Annotated in this window: 24 protein-coding genes and 5 tRNA genes; 15 read left to right on the plus strand and 14 right to left on the minus strand. The window is 34.1% G+C overall.

The genetic code is table 11. The annotated features are described in order from the left end of the window. Position 1 precedes the first annotated feature (1 nt). Positions 2-1,243 carry an ATP-dependent Clp protease ATP-binding subunit ClpX gene (gene clpX, locus E0Z07_RS08085; protein ID WP_006257314.1) on the plus strand — a complete coding sequence of 414 codons (1,242 nt, stop codon included), beginning with the start codon at positions 2-4 and terminating at the stop codon, positions 1,241-1,243. A gap of 32 nt (positions 1,244-1,275) precedes the next feature. Here the strand turns inward: clpX and E0Z07_RS08090 are convergent, their stop codons facing one another. The 4 genes from E0Z07_RS08090 to E0Z07_RS08105 all read right to left on the minus strand — a co-directional run bounded on the left by E0Z07_RS08090 (position 1,276) and on the right by E0Z07_RS08105 (position 4,854). Continuing rightward, complete coding sequence (locus tag E0Z07_RS08090) at positions 1,276-1,614, minus strand: hypothetical protein (protein ID WP_006260559.1); 339 nt, start codon at positions 1,612-1,614, stop codon at positions 1,276-1,278. Between the two features lie 147 nt (positions 1,615-1,761). Beyond that, positions 1,762-2,433 (minus strand): response regulator, encoded by a 672-nt coding sequence (locus E0Z07_RS08095; RefSeq protein ID WP_006257311.1) that lies wholly within the window; start codon positions 2,431-2,433, stop codon positions 1,762-1,764. Beyond that, positions 2,426-4,171, minus strand: a complete 1,746-nt coding sequence (locus tag E0Z07_RS08100; RefSeq protein ID WP_006257310.1) for a tetratricopeptide repeat-containing sensor histidine kinase — start codon at positions 4,169-4,171, stop codon at positions 2,426-2,428. Before E0Z07_RS08100 ends, E0Z07_RS08095 begins: the two co-directional genes overlap by 8 nt. A gap of 347 nt (positions 4,172-4,518) precedes the next feature. After that, positions 4,519-4,854 (minus strand): hypothetical protein, encoded by a 336-nt coding sequence (locus E0Z07_RS08105; RefSeq protein ID WP_006257309.1) that lies wholly within the window; start codon positions 4,852-4,854, stop codon positions 4,519-4,521. Positions 4,855-5,115: 261 nt separating this feature from the next. On the opposite strand from E0Z07_RS08105, the gene E0Z07_RS08110 reads away from it, so the two are divergent. Beyond that, on the plus strand, positions 5,116-6,048 hold the full coding sequence (locus E0Z07_RS08110) for a hypothetical protein (RefSeq protein WP_006257308.1): 933 nt from the start codon (positions 5,116-5,118) through the stop codon (positions 6,046-6,048). Positions 6,049-6,538: 490 nt separating this feature from the next. Here the strand turns inward: E0Z07_RS08110 and E0Z07_RS08115 are convergent, their stop codons facing one another. Beyond that, entirely contained in the window at positions 6,539-7,327 is a 789-nt protein-coding gene (locus tag E0Z07_RS08115) for a helix-turn-helix domain-containing protein (RefSeq protein WP_006257307.1), read from the minus strand. Positions 7,328-7,457: 130 nt separating this feature from the next. On the opposite strand from E0Z07_RS08115, the gene E0Z07_RS08120 reads away from it, so the two are divergent. From E0Z07_RS08120 to E0Z07_RS08130, 3 genes are read left to right on the plus strand one after another with little or no spacing between them, the layout of a single operon-like run. Next, positions 7,458-8,795, plus strand: a complete 1,338-nt coding sequence (locus E0Z07_RS08120) for a TolC family protein (RefSeq protein WP_006257306.1) — start codon at positions 7,458-7,460, stop codon at positions 8,793-8,795. Continuing rightward, a complete protein-coding gene (locus E0Z07_RS08125) occupies positions 8,795-9,868 on the plus strand; it encodes an HlyD family secretion protein (RefSeq protein WP_006257304.1) in 1,074 nt (357 codons plus the stop codon). The genes E0Z07_RS08120 and E0Z07_RS08125 overlap by 1 nt, the downstream gene beginning before the upstream one ends. After that, positions 9,858-11,453 (plus strand): efflux MFS transporter permease, encoded by a 1,596-nt coding sequence (locus E0Z07_RS08130; protein ID WP_006257301.1) that lies wholly within the window; start codon positions 9,858-9,860, stop codon positions 11,451-11,453. Before E0Z07_RS08125 ends, E0Z07_RS08130 begins: the two co-directional genes overlap by 11 nt. Positions 11,454-11,556: 103 nt before the next feature. Here the strand turns inward: E0Z07_RS08130 and E0Z07_RS08135 are convergent. Both E0Z07_RS08135 and E0Z07_RS08140 read right to left on the minus strand, forming a co-directional pair. Beyond that, positions 11,557-11,642, minus strand: a tRNA-Leu gene (locus tag E0Z07_RS08135). Positions 11,643-11,983: 341 nt separating this feature from the next. Continuing rightward, positions 11,984-12,069: transfer RNA gene (locus E0Z07_RS08140), tRNA-Leu, on the minus strand. A gap of 381 nt (positions 12,070-12,450) precedes the next feature. Between E0Z07_RS08140 and E0Z07_RS08150 the strand changes: the two genes are divergently transcribed. The 4 genes from E0Z07_RS08150 to E0Z07_RS08165 are packed head-to-tail and all read left to right on the plus strand — an operon-like array spanning position 12,451 to position 15,150. After that, on the plus strand, positions 12,451-12,804 hold the full coding sequence (locus tag E0Z07_RS08150; protein WP_039328386.1) for an ISAon1 family transposase N-terminal region protein: 354 nt from the start codon (positions 12,451-12,453) through the stop codon (positions 12,802-12,804). After that, a complete protein-coding gene (locus tag E0Z07_RS08155) occupies positions 12,791-13,834 on the plus strand; it encodes an ISAon1 family transposase (protein ID WP_233446023.1) in 1,044 nt (347 codons plus the stop codon). Before E0Z07_RS08150 ends, E0Z07_RS08155 begins: the two co-directional genes overlap by 14 nt. Next, positions 13,824-14,177, plus strand: a complete 354-nt coding sequence (locus E0Z07_RS08160) for an ISAon1 family transposase N-terminal region protein (RefSeq protein WP_006258407.1) — start codon at positions 13,824-13,826, stop codon at positions 14,175-14,177. The genes E0Z07_RS08155 and E0Z07_RS08160 overlap by 11 nt, the downstream gene beginning before the upstream one ends. Further along, a complete protein-coding gene (locus tag E0Z07_RS08165) occupies positions 14,164-15,150 on the plus strand; it encodes an ISAon1 family transposase (RefSeq protein WP_039328390.1) in 987 nt (328 codons plus the stop codon). Before E0Z07_RS08160 ends, E0Z07_RS08165 begins: the two co-directional genes overlap by 14 nt. 125 nt (positions 15,151-15,275) lie before the next feature. Here the strand turns inward: E0Z07_RS08165 and E0Z07_RS08170 are convergent. From E0Z07_RS08170 to E0Z07_RS18240, 7 genes are all read right to left on the minus strand, one after another. After that, positions 15,276-15,361 (minus strand) — tRNA-Leu (locus E0Z07_RS08170). Between the two features lie 147 nt (positions 15,362-15,508). Continuing rightward, entirely contained in the window at positions 15,509-15,880 is a 372-nt protein-coding gene (locus E0Z07_RS08175; protein WP_006257300.1) for a hypothetical protein, read from the minus strand. 108 nt (positions 15,881-15,988) lie between these two features. Next, a tRNA-Leu gene (locus tag E0Z07_RS08180) sits at positions 15,989-16,074 on the minus strand. A 9-nt stretch (positions 16,075-16,083) separates the two neighbouring features. Further along, a tRNA-Gly gene (locus tag E0Z07_RS08185) sits at positions 16,084-16,156 on the minus strand. 201 nt (positions 16,157-16,357) lie between these two features. After that, a complete protein-coding gene (gene mutS / locus E0Z07_RS08190; RefSeq protein WP_131540555.1) occupies positions 16,358-18,955 on the minus strand; it encodes a DNA mismatch repair protein MutS in 2,598 nt (865 codons plus the stop codon). A 71-nt stretch (positions 18,956-19,026) separates the two neighbouring features. Further along, positions 19,027-19,545 (minus strand): FUSC family protein, encoded by a 519-nt coding sequence (locus E0Z07_RS08195; RefSeq protein WP_006257297.1) that lies wholly within the window; start codon positions 19,543-19,545, stop codon positions 19,027-19,029. A gap of 163 nt (positions 19,546-19,708) precedes the next feature. After that, positions 19,709-19,867, minus strand: coding sequence for a hypothetical protein (locus E0Z07_RS18240; protein ID WP_225602625.1), 159 nt, complete (start codon positions 19,865-19,867; stop codon positions 19,709-19,711). 413 nt (positions 19,868-20,280) lie between these two features. On the opposite strand from E0Z07_RS18240, the gene E0Z07_RS08205 reads away from it, so the two are divergent. From E0Z07_RS08205 to E0Z07_RS08230, 6 genes are all read left to right on the plus strand, one after another. Continuing rightward, positions 20,281-20,805 (plus strand): RNA methyltransferase, encoded by a 525-nt coding sequence (locus tag E0Z07_RS08205; protein ID WP_006257295.1) that lies wholly within the window; start codon positions 20,281-20,283, stop codon positions 20,803-20,805. Between the two features lie 396 nt (positions 20,806-21,201). Further along, positions 21,202-22,143 carry a DUF3806 domain-containing protein gene (locus E0Z07_RS08210; protein WP_006257294.1) on the plus strand — a complete coding sequence of 314 codons (942 nt, stop codon included), beginning with the start codon at positions 21,202-21,204 and terminating at the stop codon, positions 22,141-22,143. Between the two features lie 104 nt (positions 22,144-22,247). Continuing rightward, the gene (locus tag E0Z07_RS08215) at positions 22,248-23,300 is read left to right on the plus strand and encodes a serine hydrolase domain-containing protein (RefSeq protein WP_131540556.1); all 1,053 of its coding nucleotides are present in this window, start codon (positions 22,248-22,250) and stop codon (positions 23,298-23,300) included. 106 nt (positions 23,301-23,406) lie between these two features. Beyond that, positions 23,407-24,252, plus strand: a complete 846-nt coding sequence (locus E0Z07_RS08220) for a DUF3806 domain-containing protein (RefSeq protein WP_016650188.1) — start codon at positions 23,407-23,409, stop codon at positions 24,250-24,252. Between the two features lie 121 nt (positions 24,253-24,373). Then, a complete protein-coding gene (locus tag E0Z07_RS08225) occupies positions 24,374-24,904 on the plus strand; it encodes a YceI family protein (protein WP_016650189.1) in 531 nt (176 codons plus the stop codon). Between the two features lie 169 nt (positions 24,905-25,073). Beyond that, a complete protein-coding gene (locus tag E0Z07_RS08230; RefSeq protein ID WP_016650190.1) occupies positions 25,074-25,796 on the plus strand; it encodes a DUF3667 domain-containing protein in 723 nt (240 codons plus the stop codon). Positions 25,797-25,831 lie beyond the last annotated feature (35 nt).

The following is a 25,831-nucleotide window of genomic DNA, read 5'->3' on the forward strand; positions in this document are numbered from 1 at the left end:
TATGGCTAAAGAAGAAATGTCATGTTCATTCTGTGGGCGTGCTAAATCTGATACAAATATTCTAATTGCTGGTATAGATGCTCATATTTGTGACCGTTGTGTAGAGCAAGCTTATGGTATAGTATTAGAAGAACAACAGTCAAAACATTTAAGTGATTTGTCAAGTGATTTATTACTTAAGAAACCAATGGAAATAAGAGCGTTCTTAGATGAGTATGTCATAGGACAAGATCAAACTAAGAAAGTAATGTCTGTAGCTGTTTATAATCACTATAAACGTCTTCTACAAGAAATGAATGGCGATGATCAAGATATCGAAATCGAAAAGAGTAATATCTTGATGGTGGGACAGACAGGTACAGGTAAAACATTAGTAGCAAAAACAATTGCTAGAATGTTGAACGTACCATTAGCTATTGTAGATGCGACAGTATTAACAGAGGCTGGTTATGTAGGAGAAGACGTAGAAGGTATTCTTACTAAACTTTTACAAGCTGCAGATTACGATGTAGAAAAAGCAGAACGTGGTATCATCTTTATAGATGAGATAGATAAAATCGCGCGTAAGAGTGATAACCCATCTATAACACGTGATGTATCAGGAGAAGGAGTTCAGCAGGCTTTATTAAAGCTTCTAGAAGGAAGTATAGTAAATGTACCACCTAAAGGAGGAAGAAAGCATCCAGATCAGAAGTTTATTGAAGTAAACACAAAGAATATTCTTTTCGTAGCAGGAGGAGCTTTTGACGGAATTGAAAGACTTATTTCTAAACGATTAAATATGCAAGCTGTAGGATATAAGTCTACAGTAGAAGGAGATCAAGTAGATCGTACTAACCTAATGCAGTATATTATTCCAAAGGATATTAAGGACTATGGATTAATCCCTGAGATTATTGGAAGGTTGCCTGTATTAACGCATATGGATCCATTAGATAAGACGACATTGCGTGCAATTCTTACGGAACCTAAAAATGCTCTAATAAAACAATATGAAAAGCTATTCGAAATGGATGGTATTAAGTTCTCTATTACTGATGAGGCATTAGATTATATTGTGGATAAAGCACTAGAGTATAAGTTAGGTGCTAGAGGATTGAGATCGTTATGTGAAGCTATTCTAACAGACGCTATGTACGAGTTACCTAGCCAAGATGGAGTAAAAGAGTTAAATGTAGATAAAGACTACACGGCTCAGGCATTAAATAAAAACTTATTGCAACGATTAGAAGTTGCATCATAATAAAAAAGCAGGAAAGATCTTCCTGCTTTTTTTTATTGAGTAAATTGTTTTCTCAATTTCATATATTTCTTAAGTTGGTTGGATGTTATTCTGTTCTGATTAATTAATAGATTTAATTTATTATCTAATACATTAATATCTAACATGAGATCAGAGTATCTTTTTAAGGCCTCTTTATTACCATATAGCGCTTTCGGGTATATTTCTGAGTAGATAGAAGCATGTTGACTGTAAATAGTCAATATAGAGTCTATTTCTACTTGGTAAGCTTTATCTTCTTCTGTAGGCTCCATTACTGTATATCGCCCTTCATTACAACCAGAAAAAAGAAGAAAGAAAGAGATAACTAATAGATAAACATATTTTTGCATAATACAGCATGATTTATGGAAGGTAAAAGTACTGGCTAAAAATGACAGTGTTTTACGGAAAACCTCATTTAGTGAATATTTATGTCAAAATGATTGATGAGTATTAGAGTTTACTGTAGTATTTAGCTAATGGAGGAGAGTCCGGGTTTAAATGATTCCCATATCTTTTACAATACCAATAAGGTGTGTTGTGTTTTTAGCATTAAAAGAAACTCTTAAACGGCTTATTCTCTTTTCGATACTACTTGTACTTGCTATCGATAAATTATCTTCTTTAAACTTATGGCTCATTTCACTTTGAGAGTACCCTTCTGCTAGTAGACGGAGAATAGTTAAATCTTCCTCTTGAAGTACTAGTGTGACAGGATTATCTTTTACATCCTTGATATCTGGTGATAGATAAGGTTTTTCCTCTTGTTGGATATAGGTGATAGCCGCTAGTAGTTCTTTAATACTATTTCTCCCTTTGCTGATATAAGCATTGACTTTTAAATCATCTATTAATTCACTTACTTCTATAAATCTGTTTTCTATAGAATAGACAATGATTTTAAGATTGTCATCTTGTTCACGTATTAATTTGATTAAGTCTGCTCCTCCCTTTAGTTTAGTTTCTCTATAGTCTTCTTGAAAAGACAAGTCAGAGATGATTAAATCAAACGGTGAGTTATTGTTCTTAGCACCTTGAATTTTTAGCCAAGCATCATCACAGTATTTAGTACTGTATACTTCGACCTGCGGAATGTTGTCACTTAGGGCTTGTACAATACCAATATTGATACTATCATAATCCTCGACAACTAATATCTTTTTAAACATAATTTTTTTTCGGTAATTGGATATTATACTTTACACCCAGTTTATTAGTTGAATCAAATATAAATGTTCCTCCAATATTAGTAATACGGTTTTCCACATTTGAAAGCCCATTTTTTGATTTAATATCCTCCTGTATGATTCCTACACCGTTATCAGAATAGAATATTTTAAAGTGTTTTTTATCTTCACTGAATTTGAACACTACTATAGTAGCCATACTATGTTTCTTCATATTGACTAATAATTCTTGTATTACTCGATAGATGGTTATCTTTTGATTCTTATCAAGTAAAGAAAAATCAAAGTTGTCAAGCCCTGAGATGATAATCTGGCAGTTAGCAGTAGTGTATTCATTGAATAAATTAGTCAAATGGGTAACAAAGGTTTCATCCGTTGCAATAGAGCTATGTTGCAGAGAAATATTTCTTGCTTTTTTATAGATAGACTCCAGATCAGATAGTAAATGATTCTTTGTTTCTGGAGTTTGAAGATTAAAGTTCTGTGTATACGTTAATGCATTGAATACATCATTCGCTAATTCGTCATGTATCTTTTTAGCAATTTTAGTTTCTGTTAAGTAAGACTGTTGAATCTTATCTAGTCTATGACGATGTTTTATTCTTCTGTAAATAAAAGATGTAATCACTCCACCTGCCAATAAACAAAGAAGACTCACATAAAGAGCATTTTTACTTCTAGCAGATACTAGTTCACTGTGTTGTAAATCAAGTTTTAGCTTAATGTTCTCTTGTTCATGTTGTTCAAAGTCATAACGTATTTTAGCGAATTGATTCTTCGCTTGTTGAGTCTCCGTAGCGATTTCTTTAGAAAGGTCTATATAATCTGCATAATACTTAGAGGGACTGTCTGTACTTGACTTGATGAGGTATTCAAGTGCTTGTAGTTTGTCTTTTTTATTTTTATTAGTTGTAGTGATTTCATAAGCCTTTAAGGCATAGTCATGTGCAGAGTGATAATCTTTATTTAAGGTATAATATTCTGCTAGGTTGATATAGCTTCTATAGATGTCATTTTGATTGATATCGTTTAGTCTTATAGCTAAGGCTTCTTCTAATTCTTTTAATCCTTGTGATTTGTCTTGTAAGTAAAGGGCTTTTCCTAAGTTGTTCAAACATCTTGCTTGTTCTAGAGGCATTTCTTTAAATACATTAGAAGAAAGAATGTCTTGTAAAATATCAATTGCTTTAGTGTATTCTTTTAAACTAATATAATTAGAAGCTATATTGTTATTTATTATAGCTTTGGCTTCAACTGATATATTGGAAATTCTAAGTGACTTATAAGCATATTTATTGGATAAATCATAATCAATTAGCTCTGAGTAGCAGGTTGCTAAAATTGAATATATATAGTTTTTAAAAGTAGGAGATATATTATTAGTTTGGGAAATTTCATTAACAAGTATTTCTTGAGCACTATTGGGATCCCCTGCTATCAAGTATATAGTTGAGATCCTTAAATTATTATAAGTAATACTTTCTGTTTTAGCAAGATGTTTAAATAACTGATTTGATTTTAAATAATTATTAAAAGCGCTGTCTAGTTGATTTAAGTGATAAAGGCTATCAGCTTTTTGCTGATAGTGATATGCACTGTCTAATTTCTTTAAATCAATCACTTTAGTATCATCACTCTTATTACAAGAGCATACTAAAAAGGATAAAATTATTATCCATAAAAAATTCGAGGAATAAGAAGTGAGTAAAGTTCTTTTCATTCTTCGAATTTATAGTTTTTATTTGATGCTTATGGTATTATTTTAGTCTTTTAATTGGTGTACTTCTCCAATCAATACATTCTTGTTCATTCATCCCTTTCGTTTTAACCTCTTTCTTCATCTGAAGTTGATTATCATCTTCATCAATATGCTTGTATCCAATAGTATTACTACTTTTACTGATGTATCATAAATTGGTGCTAATCATATAGTATAAACTATGTTTTAAAAATAAAGTTTAGAGAATAAAAGTTATTCTCTAAACTTGGTAAAATCATTACTGTTTTATAATATATTATAATTGTTTATTTTTCAGTTCATAATTTATTAAATAGTTATATTATTTATTATTTTCTTACAGGTGGTTTAATAGGTGGAACGCCCCAATCATCTTTTTCTATTTCTTGGTCGTTTATATTATTCATTGTTTTTCTTACAGGTGGCTTAATAGGTGGAACGCCCCAATCATCTTTTTCTATTTCTTGGTCGTTTATATTATTCATTATTTTTCTTACAGGTGGTTTAATAGGTGGAACGCCCCAATCATCTTTTTCCATCTCCTGATCCATTCCATTCACTTTAACCTCTTTCTTCATTTGAAGTTGGTTGTCATCTTTATCACAGCTTACCATTGATAATGTGATTACGCCTAATAGCATTGCTACTTTTACTGTTTTTTTCATCTTGTTTAATTATTAAGTTAGATGCGAAAAGCAGTAATACATGCTGAGGGAAGCGAGTTGTTTAAGTGACATAAAATGGCTTCCTTGTTATTTTAGTATCACGAGTAAACAACCCATATAAATGTTTCGTACTTTTGAAACATCACAACACGTATCTGATTTTCGACACAGCAAAGGAAAGGCGACTTTTAGAGTGCAATGTGTTGTAAATCTGATGATTCCGATGATTCTGATAATTCCGTTTTACATTGAATTATAATTATGACCTTACTAACGATTAATGACTATACAGATAGTTTAAAAAAACATATTAATAAAGTTCAAGATTTACCTCAGTACACAGTTCTGTTATCTCCATCACCTGCACAATTGAGAAATTATTGTATTGGACTGTGTAGAGAAGATTTATCTCCTGACGATAAAATAATTCTTAAAGATTTTTTTAGAGGTGATAGCACAGAGCTAAATGATATTGTTAATAGTATTAATAGATTTGAACTAGGATGGTTTAAACCTATTCAGAGTTTTTTAGGCAAAAAAACTGATACATCTAAGAACCATGCTGTACTAGAAATGGTGGCCTTAATGTATGATTATGAACCTAGACCGTATGGTAAGTTTAGAAAAAGTAGTGTAGAGATAGAAGAGGGGAGTGTAGCTGATAATCAAGCTGATTCAATTATTGTTGAAGAGAAAAGAGAAGCAGTAGAAGAGAAAACTATTGAAGATAATATACCACCTGTTCAATCATTTGCAGAATCTCTGCCTACTACTACACCGAAGAATAAATTTAAGCGCAATCTAGTAATTTTCACAGTGATTATAATAGGCTTATTAGGTGTTGGTAGTTTAGTGAGTAGTATGTTATCAAATGATCAATGTATGAAGTGGGAAGGAGATAGATATGTGGCTTATGACTGTGGTGAGGCTACAATAAAGAGTTTTGCAGGGGTAAGTAATGAGCCTGTCCCTTATGATAAAAGCATACTGAAGAATTTTAAACAAATAAGTGTTGATTGTGATACCGAGTTTTTTAGGAAAGGAAAACCGAAGGTATGGTTTGTCAAGACTGGAGAGGGAAAACATGATTATTTTAATAACCCAGGAACAGGGGTACATCCTATCTCTGGTAAGTCTTTAAGACCAATCACGCAATATCATCTAAATAAATACATCTACTCTAAGTGTAAATAAAAAAGAGGTTAGACATCACTAAAGACTGTCTAACCTCTTTTTATTGTAGATTCCGATTATTCCGATACATAATCACCTAAGTTTGATTAATAATTAGCTTTTTGTAAGTACAGAAGAAGTGAAATAAAAGTATTTTAAACAACGGAATAATAAAATCTCTCATTACCGAATTTAAAATAAAGTACTTAAAATTCTATTTCTGATCAGTGTTTATTGATGAGTTAAAGATAGTTTTGTTTTGATCTGCTAGGGGATTGCTTGAGGGGTTCTTGCACATTCCTTCGACAAAAGCACCTTCTAGGTAAGGAAACCCCTAGGAATGTGCTAGCAATCCCCTAAGAAGTGCAAGCGAAACGCTCTTTTCCTATTCATTAACAACGAAATTAAAACGTGTGTATTTATTTAAAGAATTTAATTTTTATTTCTGCTTTAACCTATTCATAAGGATTGAATACTCTAAAGTAAGTAAAAACACAGTATAGTAGAATCACTATTTATTCTTTCTCATCTCTAATGGACGTGTTCCTGTAAACTCACAGAACGCATTGCTAAATGCTCCTAGCGTAACATATCCTACTGTATTGGCTATTTCGCTGACAGAGTGCTCAGTCTTCATCAGTAGTTCTATGGCTTTCACGATACGCAATGCTTTTAAGTATTGTAAGAAGGAGATTTGTAATTCAGCTTGGAAGAGGCGTGATACAGAGCGTTCACTCATATTAAACTTGTTACTGATATCAGTCAATGTTAATGGAAGTCCAAAACTACTGTCTAGATAGTCTGTTATCTTAGTAATGCGTGGATTATCACTAAATGGAAGTTGTAACTGTATATTCTTATTGATAAAAGTGGGTAGAATATTTTTTAAAGCTTGTAGAAAAACAAAATTAGGCGTGTCTTGATTGACCATCTTATCATGCCAACACACCGTATAAGCTATCATCTCTATTAATAGATCTGAAGCGGCATATATCCCTAGTGTAGTATAAAAAGGATCTTTATCATCATCAGAGATATAAAAATACAAGGAGTGAAGAACAGTAGCAGAGTTACTTAATCTCAATATATGTGGTACTCCCTCAGGGATCCAAAAGAAGTACTTCGCTGGTACAACATAAGTGACATTGTCTACAGTCACATAAGTTATCCCTCCTTCTACATATGTGAGTTGTCCTTTTTGATGTTGATGTAAAGGATATCTTTTTGTCGATTTCTCATGATTGATAAATACGCCTTCTTCTATACTATCGATAAACTCTAAGGAATCGATGATCTTCATTGTAGTGTTTCTTTTTAATGAGCGCAAAAGTATATAATGATTTTGTCTGTTTTGAATAAAAAAATGACTATTTAAGAAATACAAGATATATCGTACTCATTTTACTTTTGTCCGATTTTAAAAACAACGTATGAAACTTGGGGATTTCCACTTATTAGCTGTACTCACCAGCTGTGTTACTATGGGGTATTGTCAGAGTACTACTCTATCAATTTCCAACAAGGATACAATACAACTCAGTATTCAAGAGATTTGGGAACAAACAGATCTTGGTAGTAAAAGAAGCTTGATTCAAGCCAAAGAACTACAGATTAGAAAAGAGAATACGGATGATGCACGCATCAGTAGATACCCTGTGTTTAATGCCTTCGGTAAAGCAGAAAAGGCAAGTAATATCCCTGTTTATACAAACGGAATATTTAATAAACCTGAACAACATGATGTGATACATACGCTCTATAATACAGGAGTGTCTATGTACTTAAATCTATATAGTGGCAATAGACAAAATCTAGAAATAGAAGAGCGAAAAACTTTAGAAGCTAAAGCGAATATCGAGGCAGATATGACTAAATCAGAAGTTCGGTTAGAGGCAATCAAGAGTTATTTGGCTTTAGCGAAGCTAACTCGTTTTAAAAAAGTGATTACACAAGATATTGCCGAACATAAAGAGCAGTTAATCGAAATAGAACATTTATATAAGAATGGAGTAGTGTTAAAAAGTGATGTTCTTCGTGCGACTATGGAAATCTCGAAGAGAGAAATGACCTTAGTACAACTCCAAAATGATCTCTCTATAGAAAACCAAAAGCTGGTTATATTGACAGGGCGTAAGGATACAGATTTTATTAAACCACAAGATTCCTTCAATGAAGAGTTATTCTTAGAATCTTATGATGAGGCTTTAGATATTGCCTTAGAACATGGGTTTAAACACCTGCTGTCAGAGGAGAGCTTGGTATTAAGTGAAATCGAACAGAAAAAGGTGAAAGCTAATACTAAACCTAGTATTGGCTTAATAGGAAACTTCACTATGGCTAATCCACAGATATTCTTGTATCCGTATAATCCTAGTTGGTACAGTTTAGGGACTATTGGAGTACAGGTATCATTTCCTATTTCTAATTTATATCAGAATGTACACAAGGTTCGCAGTCGTGCTTTAGAACATGAGAAAGAGGAGTTACAACATCAATATGTACAAGATCAAATAAAAGAAGAGGTACAACAGGCATATTTAAGATATCAAGAATCATTGGTACAGATAGAGGTGTGTACAAAGAATAAAGAATATGCGGCAGAGAATGCACGTATTACTAAGAGTACTTATTTTAATAAAATTTCTTTGCTTACAGATTTATTAGATGCTGATGTACAACATTTACAAACACAATTTGAACTAGAAGCTGCCAAGTTAGACAGCATTTATAAATACTATACTCTTCAATTCGCTAAAGGCTTATTATAATGGATATTAAAACTCGTATTAAAATTACAGATCGCCTAATCACACGTATTACGCGCTATCTAGCTTCTATTATTATTTTGATAGGAAGTCTTTGGGGAATTCACACACTATGGATGTATTGGAAATATGAACAAACCAATGATGCTCAAGTACAAGAGTATATTAATCCTGTTATTTCTAGAGTAGGAGGATTCTTAACAGAAGTGCGCTTTGAGGAGAATCAAATAGTGAATAAAGGAGATACACTATTAGTGGTAGATAATCGAGAGTACACTTATGATCAAGCGACTACTTCTGCTGAGATAGCGAAACAGTATGCATTGATAAAGGAATTAGATGCGCGACAATATACATTGTCTCAAACTGCTGCTGCTGCAAAGAGCCAAATCCAAGGGAGAGAATCTAAATATCATCAACAGGAGTTGGATTATCAGCGATATAAGAAACTCTATGAAGAAGATGCAGCTACTGCACAAATGCTAGAGGAGAAGCAGGCACAATTAAATATAGGACAGAGTGATTATAATACTAGTGTAGAGCACGCTCGAGCTGCTACAGCTAGTATAGCAGATATTGAAGCACAGAAACAAGTTTTATTAAAAGAGATTACTCGATTACAAGAACTTGAGAAGTATAAGAATCTGACTGTAGGTTATACCGTTATCACCGCACCTTATAGAGGGAGAATGGGGAAGAGGAGCATAGACTTAGGTCAGATGATTTCTGTAGGGCAGGTGCTTACCTATATCGTTAATGACGAAACACCGAAGTGGATTATTGCTAATTTTAAAGAAACACAAATACGCAATATACAGATAGGGCATCAGGTAGAGGTAGTCGCAGATGCCTATCCTGATAGGCAGTTTATAGGAAAGGTTATTTCTATAGCCCCAGCTACAGGTTCTAGTTTTTCTTTATTACCACCAGATAATGCCACAGGTAACTTTGTAAAGATTGTACAGCGTATTCCTGTACGTATAGAAATAATATCACCTGCTGATTCGGAAGAATTATTAAAAGCGGGGATGAATGTCAATGTTTTTATAGCTAAAAAACAATCTAATGCAAAATAACGAAGCGTCTCAGTTATTCGTTGATTGGATTCCAGAGTGGATGATACACGTCATTCTTTTTGTACTTTTAATGCCGAGTATTGTCTTGTTTTTTCTGCCAGCTGCTAATGCTACAGCAGCTGCAGGATACTTTGGATGTGATCCACGAGACATTCAGTTTTCTGTATCTCTATTGTATGCAGGTTTTGTCTCTTTTTATAGTTTAGAACGACGTTTCTTTACGTATTTAGCGACTAAAGAATACTTTATTCTATTTAATGTATTACAGATAGTAGGCTGTATAGTACTGTATAATGTACAAGCGCTATGCATTGTTTTTCCTGTTCGCTTTTTACAAGGAATGTTATTTGCTAGTACAGTTAATCTATCTATTTCTACATTATATGTCCGTTTAGATAGTTCTAAAGCTAGGGAGATTAGCTTCTCGTGCTTCTACGGTATTTTGATTTGTGCAACACCCTTTAATCAATTAATTACTTCAGATTTAGTTGATCAGTACGATTATTCCTTTTTGTATAAGATAGCTTCTTTTTCTTTTATACCAGGGTTAATATTAATTATGCTGACTATGCGCTTTGTACGTCTCCAGCGTAAGTTGCCATTGTATAGCTTAGATTGGGAGAGCTTTGTGTTATTTGCTGTAGTGGTAGTACTGTTCGGATATCTTACTATTTATGGGCAACAGTATTATTGGTTTGCTGATCGCGATATTCGTTTAATAGGATTGACGATCTTGATTACCTTATTCTTCTTTGTATGGAGACAAAAGCATCTGAAGAGACCTTATATTAATTGGCATGTATGGAAGTACCGCAACTTTAAGATAGGGTTATTCTTATTGTTTATTCTTTATATCTGTCGTTTTGCATCAGGGATTACAAATACACATTTTATTAACTCACTTCATTTAGACCCGAGACACCTTTCTTATCTAAATAGCTTTAATCTAATAGGACTTGTGACAGGAGTGATACTTGCATGTGTTTGGTTGATTAATCGTCGCCCTATGCGCTTTATATGGAGTCTAGGATTTATTGCGCTGTTTTTGTTTCACGTGGGGATGTATATGCAGTTTGCCCCTAGTGCTAATCCAGATGATTATTATCTTCTTTTGTTTTGTCAAGGTTTAGGAGTAGGAGTGTTAATGGTGCCTATTATAGTTTATTGTGTTACTTCAGTACCTGTATCACTTAGTGCTTCTGCAGCAGCTGTATGTTTAGGTGTACGCTACTTTGGTTATACATGTAGTATAGCGATTATGAATTATTATAGTTTGTACAGTTCTAATCGTCATTTAAGTCGTTTCTCAGATTATTTAAATATAGCTAATCCTATACTAGAGACTAAGCTTACTCAGAATACTATGAAGTTAAAAAGTAGAGGTATGCCCAGTTCTATAGCTGAGAAAGCAAGTGAAAAGATAATGTTATCTGATCTTAGCAAACAAATAGAGTTGAGGTATGCAATGGATTATTTCGAGATACTTAGTTTACTTTTATTAGTGATTATAATCTTAGTACTCTTCACGCCTTATTTAAGTAAAACATGGGTTTACTTAAAATCAAAAAGTGTTTCACCCTTTTAGTTTTATATTTTTTTTCAAAAAAGTAGGAGAGTCGTCTAGTACTCTTCTGCTTTTTAGTTATGGTCAAAAAAAAAATCCTAAGCGTTAACTTAGGATTTTTTTGTACTCGAGGCGGGACTTGAACCCGCACGGGCATTACTACCCACTGGATTTTAAGTCCAGCGTGTCTACCACTTCCACCACTCGAGCGTCTTCTGTAGACTGCAATACTACTTCTGTATTGCGAGTGCAAATGTAGAATATTATTTTTTACTATACAACTAATAAAAGATGTTTTTATAAATAAAAAAGATTAAAATATTCTTATTTGTTGATTAATAGATGGTTATTAAGTGTTCTTTTTGAAAATAATTTAATAAACAGAAATTGAATTCTAATCATGATTACTGATGTATTGGAATTAGTAAGGCGAAAGAGTGTTCGCTCTATGAAATCAATACTATTGTAGTATTGCGTTTTCTATCGGATGTCGATATTGAGATCAGGGTATATAAAATAAAAAATCCCAAGCGTTAGCTTGGGATTCTCTGTACTCGAGGCGGGACTTGAACCCGCACGGGCATTACTACCCACTGGATTTTAAGTCCAGCGTGTCTACCACTTCCACCACTCGAGCGTCTTCTGTAGACTGCGATACTATTTCTGTATTGCGAGTGCAAAAATAGAGTATTGTTTTTTAGTGTGCAAGAAAAATAGAGTGTTTTTTACTGAAAATTATTCTACTTTGTTTTTCCATTCTTCTAACTCATTTACTGTAAGTTTAATGAGTTTTTAATATATGTATTTTGCTAATGCCTTTTCGCAACTTGAATGACTAGTTTGATTTGAAATGATGTCTACAATTTTTTCTTTTTCATTAAAAATATTACTTGGGCTATATTTCACATAAGCAGAGTAACAACTTTTAGATTGATGCTAGTAGAAGGGAGGTTATAAGATGATCTAGGGATCAACGTTAAAAGTTGGGGAGGAAAGTGTAAAATAATATCTTTGTGCTATGATGGATAGCCAAGAAATACTAAAACTAATCTTACCTACTTACTTAGTAGAACACTTCAATATTACCAAAATAGAAGAATTAGAGACCAAACTACATATCTACTTTGAAGAGAAGAATGATTACGGAAATCAATGTGCTGAAAGACAGCTTATTTCTAAAGGTTTCCATAGTATGATTACTATTGAAGACTTCCCGTTACGAGGTAAATCAGTTAAACTACACGTACAACGTCGTCGTTGGACAGATAAACAAACAGGAGAAATTATATCACGTGATTGGAATATCATCGCAGAAGGAACACGAATGACTACAGAGTTCTCGGAGTTCTTAAAAAAAATTGGCCGATACTAAAGTACTTAGCTGTAAGGCTATTGGTGAATTATTTGGAGTTAAAGGTGAAAAGTTTCAACGCCAATACAAACATAAAACTAGTGGTTTCAAACAATGGGATCAACAAGAACATGCACAAGACTGGCTACTCTACCCAGAAAATATAACTGAACAACTCTCCATAGATGAAGTATGTTTATCTATGGGAGAATTGTACACTATACTGACTTCTAAAGCAGGTAAAGGTCAGAAAAAGACCATTGTAGCGATAGTTAAAGGAACAAAATCAGATACTGTAATAAAGCATCTATCTAAACTACCTAAAAAACTTAGAGATAAAGTTACCGAGATTACTTTAGATATGGCAGGGGCTATGAAACAGATAGCTAAGAAGTGCTTCCCTAAAGCTGTGCAAGTAATTGATCGTTTTCATGTACAAAAGCTTGTAAGTGAAGCTGTACAAGATATTAGAATAAAATATAGATGGGCTGAGCTTGACGCTGAGAACACTGCTGTTTTAAAGGCTAAGGAAGAAGGCATTATATATAATCCTGAAATACTTAGTAATGGAGATACTAAGAAGCAACTTTTAGTTCGCTCACGTTCTCTACTTTATAAAAACCAAATTAATTGGACATCTGACCAACAAGAAAGAGCTAAGATACTATTTGAATTATACCCAGAGATTAAACAAGCCTATCTACTTGCTAATAACCTTAGACAGATATATAATCTACAAATAGATAAAGAAATAGCTATGACTAAGCTAGCTCATTGGTTTAATGATATTGAAAAAGCTTCACTCAAACACTTTAGTACTGTTTTAAAGACGTTTAATGTACACTATAACGAAATCATCAATTACTTTATTAATAGAAGTACAAATGCTTCTGCGGAATCATTTAATGCCAAAATTAAATACTTCCGTATGATGTATAGAGGTGTTAGAGATAAGAAGTTTTTCCTTTTTAGATTAACTAGACTTTTTGGAATCAACGTTAAAAGTTGGGGAGGAAAGTGTAAAATAATATCTTTGTGCTATGATGGATAGCCAAGAAATACTAAAACTAATCTTACCTACTTACTTAGTAGAACACTTCAATATTACCAAAATAGAAGAATTAGAAACAAAACTACATATCTACTTTGAAGAGAAGAATGATTACGCAAATCAATGTACTGAAAGACAGCTTATTTCTAAAGGTTTCCATAGTATGATTACTATTGAAGACTTCCCATTACGAGGTAAATCAGTTAAACTACACGTACAACGTCGTCGTTGGACAGATAAACAAACAGGAGAAATTATATCACGTGATTGGAATATCATCGCAGAAGGAACACGAATGACTACAGAGTTTTCGGAGTTCTTAAAAAAAATTGGCCGATACTAAAGTACTTAGCTGTAAGGCTATTGGTGAATTATTTGGGGTTAAAGGAGAGAAGTTTCAACGCCAATACAAACATAAAACTAGTGGTTTCAAACAATGGGATCAACAAGAACATGCACAAGACTGGCTACTCTACCCAGAAAATATAACTGAACAACTGTCCATAGATGAAGTATGTTTATCTATGGGAGAATTGTACACTATACTGACTTCTAAAGCAGGTAAAGGTCAGAAAAAGACCATTGTAGCGATAGTTAAAGGAACAAAATCAGATACTGTAATAAAGCATCTATCTAAACTACCTAAAAAACTTAGAGATAAAGTTACCGAGATTACTTTAGATATGGCAGGGGCTATGAAACAGATAGCTAAGAAGTGCTTCCCTAAAGCTGTGCAAGTAATTGATCGTTTTCATGTACAAAAGCTTGTAAGTGAAGCTGTACAAGATATTAGAATAAAATATAGATGGGCTGAGCTTGACGCTGAGAACACTGCTGTTTTAAAGGCTAAGGAACAAGGCACTATATATAATCCTGAAATACTTAGTAATGGAGATACTAAGAAGCAACTTTTAGTTCGCTCACGTTCTCTACTTTATAAAAACCAAATTAATTGGACATCTGACCAACAAGAAAGAGCTAAGATACTATTTGAATTATACCCAGAGATTAAACAAGCCTATCTACTTGCTAATAACCTTAGACAGATATATAATCTACAAATAGATAAAGAAATAGCTATGACTAAGCTTGCTCATTGGTTTAATGATATTGAAAAAGCTTCACTCAAACACTTTAGTATTGTTTTAAAGACTTTTAATGTACACTATAACGAAATCATCAATTACTTTATTAATAGAAGTACAAATGCTTCTGCGGAATCATTTAATGCCAAAATTAAATACTTCCGTATGATGTATAGAGGTGTTAGGGATAAGAAGTTTTTTCTTTTTAGATTAACTAGACTTTTTGCCTAGTCCCCAACTTTTGTCACTGATCCACTTTTTGCCTAGTCCCCAACTTTTGTCACTGATCCTGATCTAGTTGATAAATATAACTTTAATAACAAAAAAAATCCCAAGCGTTAACTTGGGATTCTCTGTACTCGAGGCGGGACTTGAACCCGCACGGGCATTACTACCCACTGGATTTTAAGTCCAGCGTGTCTACCACTTCCACCACTCGAGCTCAATTGGCATTGACTGCACACGTTTTTTCGTGATTGCGATGGCAAATATAGAATGTTTTTCCATTAAATAAAAAGACTTTTTTAGTTTTTTTAAAACTATTCTATGGAGTCTTGTAAATCAGTTTTTTATAATAACTAGATTATACTTACTCTGCGTCAAATATATCTTCTGAAGGAAAATTTCCAAAGATATCTAGAGATAAATCTAGTATTTCAGCGTTAGCAAAGTTTGACTTAATCTCCTCCATTGCCTTTTCGAATCTTAGTTCGGTATTAAATCTTCTACTGTTGGCATAGATCTTTTTGTCTATTGCGAGTCTGAAGTAAGACTTACCTGATGGGGTTTTAAACTTAATGAAGTTTAGAGAATCATAGTTGGTTCTAAGGAACGATATAGTAGAATGAATAGCTTCTACACTAGGATACTCTACACTTGTCATTAATGTTTTACCTCTTCTGTGTTCAAAAGTGTACTTATACTTTCCGTTATCTTTTAAACTAATTACGAATGCACTCATATCAATTAAGAAACAAAATTAAAGAAATTTACTTTTTGTAGAAATATCTAAGGGGATGACATTTCTAAAGGGGCAAAAAAAAATCCCAAGCGTTAACTTGGGATTATGTACTCGAGGCGGGACTTGAACCCGCACGGGCATTACTACCCACTGGATTTTAAGTCCAGCGTGTCTACCACTTCCACCACTCGAGCGTGATATAGAGCGAAAAACGGGGTTCGAACCCGCGACCTCAACCTTGGCAAGGTTGCGCTCTACCAACTGAGCTATTTTCGCATAATGTTTTTTAAGAACTTCGCTTTACTTCTGTATTGCGAGTGCAAATATAGAACGTTTTTTTGTTTATCCAAATAAAAAGTAGCTAAAAAACAAAGATATTTTTTAACTCCTTGATTTACAAAGTCTGTGTTCATGCCTTTTTACAAAGGTTTTTACCAAAAAAGAGAAAGGAAGCTCATTCGAGCTTCCTTCTTTATATTATTTTAGTTTTTTCTTTAATTCATTTATCTTCATAATCGCTTCTATTGGCGTGATATTATTGACATCTATAGCAAGGATATCTTCTTTTAATTCTTCTAATAGAGGATCATCTAGATTAAAGAAACTTAGCTGTAGATCATTTTCTACTGCTTTCAGTGGTTGTTGATCTTTAGCATGTCCTTTTTCTAGTTGTTTTAGCATCTTTTCAGCGCGTTTTAGAACTGTAGTAGGCATACCTGCCATCTTCGCCACATGAATACCGAAACTGTGTGCACTACCACCAGGAACTAGTTTTCTCAAAAATAGCACATTGTCTTTAAGTTCTTTGACAGAGACGTTATAGTTCTTTATTCCGTCGAAGTTCTGAGACATATCATTGAGCTCGTGATAGTGAGTAGCGAATAATGTCTTAGGCTTACCTGGATGCTGATGTAGGTACTCTGCGATAGCCCAGGCTATAGAGATACCATCGTAGGTACTCGTACCTCGTCCGATCTCGTCTAATAGGACTAAGCTTCTATCAGAGATATTATTTAAGATAGAGGCTGTCTCGTTCATCTCCACCATGAAAGTTGATTCTCCCATAGAGATGTTATCTGATGCTCCCACACGTGTGAATATCTTATCTACTGGCCCCATACGTACTTCTCTAGCTGGAACGAAACTTCCCATCTGAGCTAACAATACAATAAGTGCTGTCTGTCTAAGAATAGCAGACTTACCAGACATATTAGGTCCAGTGATCATGATGATTTGTTGTTCCTTATTGTTTAGATAGACATCATTCGTGATATAAGGTGTGTCATACGCTAGTTGTTTCTCGATTACAGGGTGACGACCATCTTTTATATCTAGTTCATAAGAGTCATCTATCAGTGGTCTTACATAGTTATTCTCAAGAGCCTGTTGAGCGAAAGAGCTCAGACAGTCTAGCTGTGCGATAAGATTAGCATTTAGCTGTACAGGTTTGATATATTGAGCACACCAAGCTACGAACTGTTCAAACAATTCGTTCTCTAGCTTATAGATTTTCTCTTCTGCACCTAGTATCTTGGTTTCGTATTCTTTTAACTCCTCCGTGATATAACGTTCTGCATTCACTAGCGTCTGCTTTCTAATCCACTCTGCAGGCACTTTGTTTTTATGCGTATTACGAACCTCTATATAGTACCCGAATACGTTGTTAAACGATATTTTAAGCGATGGAATACCTATCTTCTCACTCTCTCTGATCTCCATAGCCTCTAGCAGTTCTTTACCAGAAGTAGAGATCTTGCGCAGTTCGTCTAACTCTGGGTGTACACCCTCTGCTATTGCATTTCCTTTTGCTATCGCTACAGGAGCATCCTCACTGATGGTACCTCTGATCTTTTCTCTAAGTAGCTCGCATCCATGTAGCTTATTTCCCATTTGTTTTAGAGAATCATTACTACTTTTTTGGGCAGTCTCCTTGATCGGAATAATAGCATCTAGAGAATCGTTCAGATAGATTAGCTCTCTAGGAGATACCTTACCAGTAGCGATCTTAGAGATTAATCGTTCTAAGTCAGATATCTTCTTTATTTGGGTTTGGAAGAGTGTTAGGAGTTCACTGTTCTCTTTTAGTATCTCTACGATATTATGTCTATCCGTAATCTTCTTGGTATCCTTAAGTGGTAACGCTAGCCAACGCTTCAGTAGACGACCTCCCATAGGAGATAAGGTCTTATCTATCACGTCTAATAGCGTTATCGCATTCAGGTTAGCACTGTTGTATAGCTCTAAGTTTCTGATCGTAAAACGATCCATCCACACATACGCATCTTCAGCGATACGCTGTATATTAGAGATATGCTCTAGTCTAGTGTGCTGTGTCTCTGATAGGTAATATAGTATCGCTCCACAGGCTATCGTCCCTTCTACTAAATCTTCTACCCCAAAACCTTTTAGGGAATTAGTTTTAAAATGAGTAGTCAAAGACTCAAATGCAAAGTCAGTCTTGAATACCCAGTCATCTAGTAAGAATAGATTATAAGTAGTCCCGTAGTTCTGTAAGAAGTGTGTCTTATTACTCTTCTGTACTAGAATCTCACTAGGGGCAAAGTTCTGTAGTAGTTTATCTATATAATCTTGATCTCCTTCAGTGGTCAAAAACTCTCCTGTAGAAACATCTAAGAATGATATACCGATTGTCTTTTTAGCAAAGTGTATTGCACATAAGAAGTTGTTAGATTTAGAATGTAACACTTCATCGTTTAAGGCAACACCAGGTGTTACTAACTCAGTAACGCCTCTTTTGACAATAGTTTTAGTTGTTTTAGGGTCTTCTAGCTGGTCACAGATAGCTACTCTTAGTCCAGCTTTGACTAACTTAGGTAGGTAAACATTAATCGAGTGATGAGGAAAACCTGCTAATTCTGTTTCACTAGCTGTACCTGCACTTCGTTTGGTTAATGTAATGCCCAATATTTTAGATGCTCTGACAGCGTCTTCACCGAATGTCTCGTAAAAATCTCCTACGCGAAATAATAGACAAGCATCAGGATACTTGGCTTTTATATCGTTGTATTGTTTCATTAATGGAGTTTCCTTAGGTGCTTTCGCTTTAGCAGTCATAATGTAGTTTTGTGTTTCAAATTACAAATATAACAGATACATTTTACAAACGCTATTTGCTTAATGAACTTCTAAGAGAGTGGTATTCCATAATACCTTTTTAGTCTGCGTATGATCATAGAGGTAAGTACTGTTATCGTCAGACCTATCACACACCCTAAGGTCACTGCTAAGCATCTAAACAGCGGAGTAGCCTCTACTGAGCTAGCAGTATGCGGCTGTACAAGGATAATGATAAGAGCTACTAAGGCTACGCGAGCCATATTTAATATCTTGAATAGATAACAGGTCATGATCGTTAGAAATACACCTAATAAACTAATGTAGAAATCAGGGCTAGGATGAATCTCTAAACAAACTAAACCAACAGCAGACCCCACTAGATTTGACTTAAATCGTTCTACAGATAGCTTTTTAGAATTCTGACCTTCTGGTGAGATAACTAGCATAATCGAGATTAAAGTCCACAGGATTTCATAGTTCGGATATTTTAAGAATAGTAGGTATCCGATGTAAAACCCGATAAAGCATCTGGTTGTATAGATAATGACTGGGGATGTTATAATTCTAGTTATGAGAGTTCTTACCATAGATTTTTTTTGAGTATGCAAAGGTAGGAACTCTCATTTGATATTGCAATAATATCTTATTTCTGTTTTTTATATAGCTAAAAAGAATGAAATAGTGTTAAAAAATAGTAAAAAAACAGGTAAAGAAGACGTATGTCGTTTTAGGTCTATATCAAGCTGAAAATTATGGAATACTAGCAAATGCAAAAAATATAACAGAGATAAAGGATAGAGCAATAGCTAATATTGGGAATTTTTGAACACTGATTTGTTTAGATTCTAATAACGTACAGATAATCGTAGGGAAGATAATGAGTCCTGTTAGACATAGTATCCATGCCAATTCGACCAAATGTATGTATTGAGGGCTCTGAGCAAAGTCAGCAATAAGGGACCCTTGATATATCACCACAAAGACAATATTGTTTAGTATGGTGAGCAGAGCCAGCTGATTGAGTAGTTTTTTAGTCATGGTGGTGTGGCTTTGTTGGTTTATAACAAAGTTAGCTATTGTATAGGAAGAAAGGGAGCACTACTTGGTGCAATCTTTGTTTTAAAAGTGTAATATCGAGTGTGTTATATTTGAATACTATTGCTTTTTTATTGTGTGTAATAATATTGCTTTTTTATTGTGTGTAATAATATTGCTTTTTTATTGTGTGTAATAATATTGATTAAGGTATAATTAGTTAAAAATAAAACCTAGATGAGAGTAATCCATTTGATAAATAGTATTTTTGCTAAAATTTTTAAGTCATGCGTAAATTAGCCAATAGCGAATTGGATCGTAAAAATGTAGAAGAGTTTAAAGCTTCTGAGAAAACACCTATTATTGTAGTTTTAGATGATGTAAGAAGTTTACATAATATTGGGTCTGTATTCAGAACGTGCGATGCTTTTTTAGTTGAGAAAGTATATCTATGTGGTATCACCGCTACCCCTCCAAATAAAGAAATACACAAAACAGCTCTAGGGGCTACCGAAACTGTAGAGTGGGAATATGCTAAGGATGTAGTAGAAGTAGTGAAGTCATTAAAAGAGAGTGGTGTATCTGTACAGTCTGTAGAGCAAGTAGAGAATAGCGTGATGCTAAATGACTTTAAGGTGACAGAAGGAGCGAAATACGCATTAGTATTCGGTAATGAGGTAAAAGGAGTTAATCAAGAGGTGGTAAACTTAAGTGATGGAGTGATCGAGATTCCACAGCTAGGTACGAAGCATTCTTTAAATATCTCTGTAAGTGCAGGAATCGTAATCTGGGACTTGTTCCAACAGATGTAATATCTTATCAATATTTATATATCAAGGAGCTACTTCTATACGAAGTAGCTTTTTTTATGTCTATGCAATAGAAATTATTGACCTATAATGCCCTCTAGTGGAGATAATGAATGATCATGGAGTTATTGCCCTTGTATGGAGAATATGATTTGTGTTAATTGGTTGATATATAGTTGTTTGTTTTGGTTTTTACTAGAATCGTTCGGGTAGTATTTGGGTAAAGCATTGGTTTTGCTCGGAAAAACACCTTTTTACCGAAGGATAGCAAAACTGTATCCGAATAACATTTGTATAAATATTGAATTTCATTGACTTAAGAATGGTAATAAGCTAGATAAAGCATGGTCATAAGTAACCAAAATAACCAAATGAGGGCAAGGTAATATGTATAATTTAATGATATTATCACGTTATAGTAATGGACTAAATAATATCTTTGAGATAAATAAAAGAGAAATAATGAAGGTATTCGAAATAGGAAGTGGACAGACCATTATAAAAGGGCCGAGTCATTATTATAGTTGTAATGATGGGGATAGTACTGTGATACTATACAGAGGCGAGCATGATGACGAGCCTCTGATTAGATTTAGTGTTATCTCTTTTACGAGAGCTGAGGGAGTGACACAGAAAGCCCTATTACAAGATTTTAAGGATAAAGCTCATCAGAGGAATACAGAGGCAGTGACGTATAAAGGAAAAAGTTATTTCTCTTATGATAATGAAGATCAGGAGGAGCTGTATATGCACATATTCGAGGTGATGTATGGTGATGATATTGTCATAGCATCATTGATTATAAATAAGGAGGATAGAGGGAGTGATGAGGTAGCTGTCTATCTAGAAGAGATAGAGGAGATGATCAGAAGTATAGATAGTCTATCTTCTCTACAGTTTCCATTACTAGAACCTAAGTATGATGACCTAGTACATCTAGAGACAGCGTCGGCTAAAGTATTAGGGATAGCGTCAGAAGACCTTCAGGCTTATCACGAGAGTGGTGACGCTATAACGAAGTTACAGGAGATACTGAATCTAAGAGAGTATGCCGTGAATGATTATGAATATCATCAGGCACTAGGTATCTTGTTCGGAGCTTGTTTTCAGTATCAGTACAGTGATTTTCATTGGATAGTAGTACATGATCAGTATGGTAGAGAGTTGGCGTTACAGTATCAAGACTACGCCTTGCAATGTTTTCCGATTTCGATGATTACTAAGCGAATTGAAGATGAGGTAGAGATCAATGTTATAGCCTTAATGGAGGAAGTGGTACAGCATATAGAGATTGGTATAGAGCGTGATAAAGGGTACACCCGACTAGAGTATAATTATTAATAAGAATAGTCATCAAGAGATTGACTTTCTTTTGACTTATATATAACTGTAACAGTCGTAGTGTGATAGCTACTAATTAATGATAATACATTAAAACGATTAGGATGAACACCAAGATACTATTATTTGTGATGATGTTATCTTCTGTTGTATTTGGACAAGAAATACAAGGATATAAGTTAGATCATTATTTAAACGAATTGTCTAAGAATAATACAGAAGCAGGCAGTCTCTCTATTTTTAAAAAGGGAGTAGAAGTCTATCATAAAAACTTTGGACAAGAGAATTTACCCGATACCTCGTCTGATGAGAATAAGATGTATCAGCTAGGATCGGTGACTAAGCTTTATACTGCTGTGATTATATTTAAGTTAATCGAAGAGGGCAAATTAGAGTTGACCACTAAGTTATCTGACTTCTATCCAGATATGCCCAATGCTGATCGTATCACGATTAAGAATCTGCTAGATCACAGTAGTGGACTAGGGAGCTATGTAGTCAAAAATGGAGAAGTGTGGGTGACAGAGAAAGTGACAGAACAGGAGATATTAAACTTGATTAAAGAACAAGGAGTGAAGTTCACTCCTGATACAGATCGAGCATATTCTAATTCGGCTTATTATCTATTGACTAAAATAATAGAAGAGGTGACTGATAAACCTTATCATTTATTAGTCAATCAGTATATCGTGAATCCATTGAGGTTAGAAAGTACATATTCTGCTAAATTGATGCCTATCTATGTACATAAACCATATCAATTCAAACACGGACAATGGGCAGAAATGATAGACATCAACCCGATGAATATTATAGGGGTGGGAGATTTGACCACGACGACTAAAGAGTTGAATATCTTTATTTATAATTTATTTCATGGTAAAGTAATTACATCAGCCTCGTTAGAATCAATGTTGCCCCAAAAGATAGAAGGTAAATTTGGTAGAGGTATAATGCATTTAGTTTATGATAATGTAAGTTTTTACGGGCATGGTGGAGACACACTAGGGACGCATACGATGCTAGTATATAATCCCGATGATGAAGTATCTATCGCTTATAGCAGTAATGCTCAGCAGGTACCTGATCAGGTGTTTAAGGGGATAGTGAATATGCTGTACCCTAACGGCTATAAAATACTGAAAGAAGAAGACTAAAATAGACAAGCTAACGTAATGGTTAGCTTTTTTTATAAGATGATAATATAACTTTTGTGACTACAATAAAAAAGGTATATTTATCTAAGGATAATAAGTAAAGCGTATGCAATATATAGATTTAGGAGTAGAGAAGTTAGTATTGGTAATACCTGATGAGTATGATGTAGAGTTAGCAGATTATGGAGGATTTATCTTGACTAAAGACGGAGTGAGCTATCTACCTTATATCTCTGTGTATGATATAAGGACAGTAGGAGGAGAGGACTTTGACTTCGAGCAGGTGTTAGAAGACTTTACTACTGAAGCGAGTCATATAGAAGAGGAGGTAAAGGAAGTAGGAGATAAGTTCTATTATATGACAGAGCTAGAGCTAGAAGATCTACATATCTATGAGTATTCTGTATTGTATAACAATGTACGCTTTGAGCTACAGTTATTCATCAGTCAGTCAGATGTAAATTCTGAGTTAGCAAGAGACTATCTAGAAGAGGCAGTACAGATGATAGAATATGTAGGAATAGTCCTTAACGAAGATCATAGTAGTCAAGCCTTGACTCCTGAAGAGCTCGAGTTTATAGAGTCTAGTGTAAGTACGCTCTTAGGAGCCAATCAATATGAGTTAAAATCCGTATTTGATTCTGGTAAGGCGTTGGACATACTTCAGTGGTTATTCGATGAGCAGTGCTTTGATCTAAAGGATAAAGAATATCTAGGTAAGTTAGGATTGTTATTCGGGGCGTTACTTCGTTATTATTATATCGATTTTGAATGGGTAGGTGTAGAAGGTGACCTAGGTTATGAGTACGCCTTACAGTATAAGGATACAGAGGTCGTTATTTTTCCGATTAGCTTAGTAGTCTCTCGTCTAGAAGCAGGAGAACATATCCAAATCCCTCGATTATTAGATAAAATATTTCAATCTGTAGAAGATCAGTTCGAGGAAGAATAAATGTAGTTATATACGTTCTTAATTTAGGTTAAGTGTATGAGGGTGTATATGGTTATACATTTGTCTCATACAAAACGCTACTGATAAGACAGTGGTTATAACCTTAAAAAATAGAATTATTATGACAAATACAGTTTGGAATATCGACCCTACACATTCTGAAATAGGATTTAAAGTAAAACACATGATGTTTACGAATGTATCAGGTAAGTTTAATGACTTCACATCAACAATTAAGAATGTAGATGCAACATTCGAAACTTCAGAAATATCATTTACAGCTAAGGTAGCTTCTATAGATACAAATAATGCAGATAGAGATACTCACCTAAAAAGTGCAGATTTCTTCGAAACAGAACTTTATCAAGATATCGTGTTTACTTCTACTTCTATTCAGAAGAAAACAGATAACTACTATGTAGTGACTGGTATGCTAACGATAAAAGGAGAGACAAAAGAGGTGGCATTTAATGCGGAATATAGTGGAGTACTAGTAGACCCATGGGGAAATACTAAGATAGGACTGTCTTTAGAATCTAAGATTAACCGTAAAGAGTTTGGACTGACTTGGAATGCTGGTTTAGAAACAGGTGGAGTGTTAGTAGGTGAGGATATTAAGTTATTCGCTGAAGTACAGTTCGCTAAAGTTTAATGATGTCTTCATAGATGTAAATTTTTAATATACAAGTGCAAAAGCCTTCAAAAGAGATCTCTTTGAAGGCTTTTTTTGTATTTGAGAATTAAGTGATTTTATTATATTTGTTTCCTTAGTCACTATGTAGTGACTATATAAAATAACTGAACTTAATATACAGAAAATCATGAGTTGTAAAACGTCTCATACAGATTTATCAACAGGATATTGTCCTGATTGTGGAGAATCAATTAAGCTAAAGAGAATAGATAGTCACTATGTTTTGCATGAGATAAGCCACGTTTTACACGTTGAGAAGGGTATATTCTATACTATAAAAGAACTATTGCTAAAACCAGGTATTACAGTTCAGAAGTATATTACTGAGGATAGAAGTAAATTAGTAAAGCCTATTATATTCATTATTATAGCTTCTCTTATTTATTCCCTTATTGCTCATTATTTTCACATAGAGAGTTTTGTTTCTTACCATCATTCAGGAGGTGGAGGAGTGGCAGATAGTATATTTCTATGGGGAGACACTCATTCAGGGTATATGAATATAATTATAGGAGTGTTTATAGCGGTATGGGCTAAGGTGTTATTTAAAAAACACTCTTTTAATTTATTTGAGATATTAATTTTATTGTGCTTTGTGACAGGAATGTCTATGTTGATATTTTCTGTATTTGCTATAATACAAGGGATAGTAAAGGTTAATTTAATGGCTATTGCAGGAGTGGTAGGAGTGCTCTATTGTACTTGGGGAATAGGTCAGTTCTTTGAAGTGAAACGTATAAAGAGTTATTTGAAAGCTTTCTTTGCTTATGTTCTAGGGATGCTCACATTCTCAGTATTAGTGATTATAATAGGAGAGCTACTTGATTATGTCATACTCCAAAGTAAGTAAATAAAGAACGTCCCATGATATACTATCATGGGACG

Source organism: Myroides odoratimimus, from assembly GCF_004337635.1.
GTDB classification, from domain to species: Bacteria; Bacteroidota; Bacteroidia; order Flavobacteriales; family Flavobacteriaceae; genus Flavobacterium; species Flavobacterium odoratimimum.

Excerpts from the sequence above, each read along its gene's own strand:
- E0Z07_RS08220 (WP_016650188.1), top strand. The coding sequence starts at position 23,407 with ATGCAATATATAGATTTAGGAGTAGAGAAGTTAGTATTGGTAATACCT.
- E0Z07_RS08175 (WP_006257300.1), bottom strand. The coding sequence starts at position 15,880 with ATGAGTGCATTCGTAATTAGTTTAAAAGATAACGGAAAGTATAAGTAC.
- E0Z07_RS08130 (WP_006257301.1), top strand. The coding sequence starts at position 9,858 with ATGCAAAATAACGAAGCGTCTCAGTTATTCGTTGATTGGATTCCAGAG.
- E0Z07_RS08125 (WP_006257304.1), top strand. The coding sequence starts at position 8,795 with ATGGATATTAAAACTCGTATTAAAATTACAGATCGCCTAATCACACGT.
- E0Z07_RS08225 (WP_016650189.1), top strand. The coding sequence starts at position 24,374 with ATGACAAATACAGTTTGGAATATCGACCCTACACATTCTGAAATAGGA.
- E0Z07_RS08115 (WP_006257307.1), bottom strand. The coding sequence starts at position 7,327 with ATGAAGATCATCGATTCCTTAGAGTTTATCGATAGTATAGAAGAAGGC.
- E0Z07_RS08205 (WP_006257295.1), top strand. The coding sequence starts at position 20,281 with ATGCGTAAATTAGCCAATAGCGAATTGGATCGTAAAAATGTAGAAGAG.
- E0Z07_RS08090 (WP_006260559.1), bottom strand. The coding sequence starts at position 1,614 with ATGCAAAAATATGTTTATCTATTAGTTATCTCTTTCTTTCTTCTTTTT.
- E0Z07_RS08195 (WP_006257297.1), bottom strand. The coding sequence starts at position 19,545 with ATGGTAAGAACTCTCATAACTAGAATTATAACATCCCCAGTCATTATC.
- E0Z07_RS08105 (WP_006257309.1), bottom strand. The coding sequence starts at position 4,854 with ATGAAAAAAACAGTAAAAGTAGCAATGCTATTAGGCGTAATCACATTA.
- E0Z07_RS08160 (WP_006258407.1), top strand. The coding sequence starts at position 13,824 with ATGATGGATAGCCAAGAAATACTAAAACTAATCTTACCTACTTACTTA.
- E0Z07_RS08110 (WP_006257308.1), top strand. The coding sequence starts at position 5,116 with ATGACCTTACTAACGATTAATGACTATACAGATAGTTTAAAAAAACAT.
- E0Z07_RS08120 (WP_006257306.1), top strand. The coding sequence starts at position 7,458 with ATGAAACTTGGGGATTTCCACTTATTAGCTGTACTCACCAGCTGTGTT.
- E0Z07_RS08100 (WP_006257310.1), bottom strand. The coding sequence starts at position 4,171 with ATGAAAAGAACTTTACTCACTTCTTATTCCTCGAATTTTTTATGGATA.
- E0Z07_RS08210 (WP_006257294.1), top strand. The coding sequence starts at position 21,202 with ATGATATTATCACGTTATAGTAATGGACTAAATAATATCTTTGAGATA.
- E0Z07_RS08150 (WP_039328386.1), top strand. The coding sequence starts at position 12,451 with ATGATGGATAGCCAAGAAATACTAAAACTAATCTTACCTACTTACTTA.
- E0Z07_RS08215 (WP_131540556.1), top strand. The coding sequence starts at position 22,248 with ATGAACACCAAGATACTATTATTTGTGATGATGTTATCTTCTGTTGTA.
- E0Z07_RS08230 (WP_016650190.1), top strand. The coding sequence starts at position 25,074 with ATGAGTTGTAAAACGTCTCATACAGATTTATCAACAGGATATTGTCCT.
- mutS (WP_131540555.1), bottom strand. The coding sequence starts at position 18,955 with ATGACTGCTAAAGCGAAAGCACCTAAGGAAACTCCATTAATGAAACAA.
- E0Z07_RS08095 (WP_006257311.1), bottom strand. The coding sequence starts at position 2,433 with ATGTTTAAAAAGATATTAGTTGTCGAGGATTATGATAGTATCAATATT.
- clpX (WP_006257314.1), top strand. The coding sequence starts at position 2 with ATGGCTAAAGAAGAAATGTCATGTTCATTCTGTGGGCGTGCTAAATCT.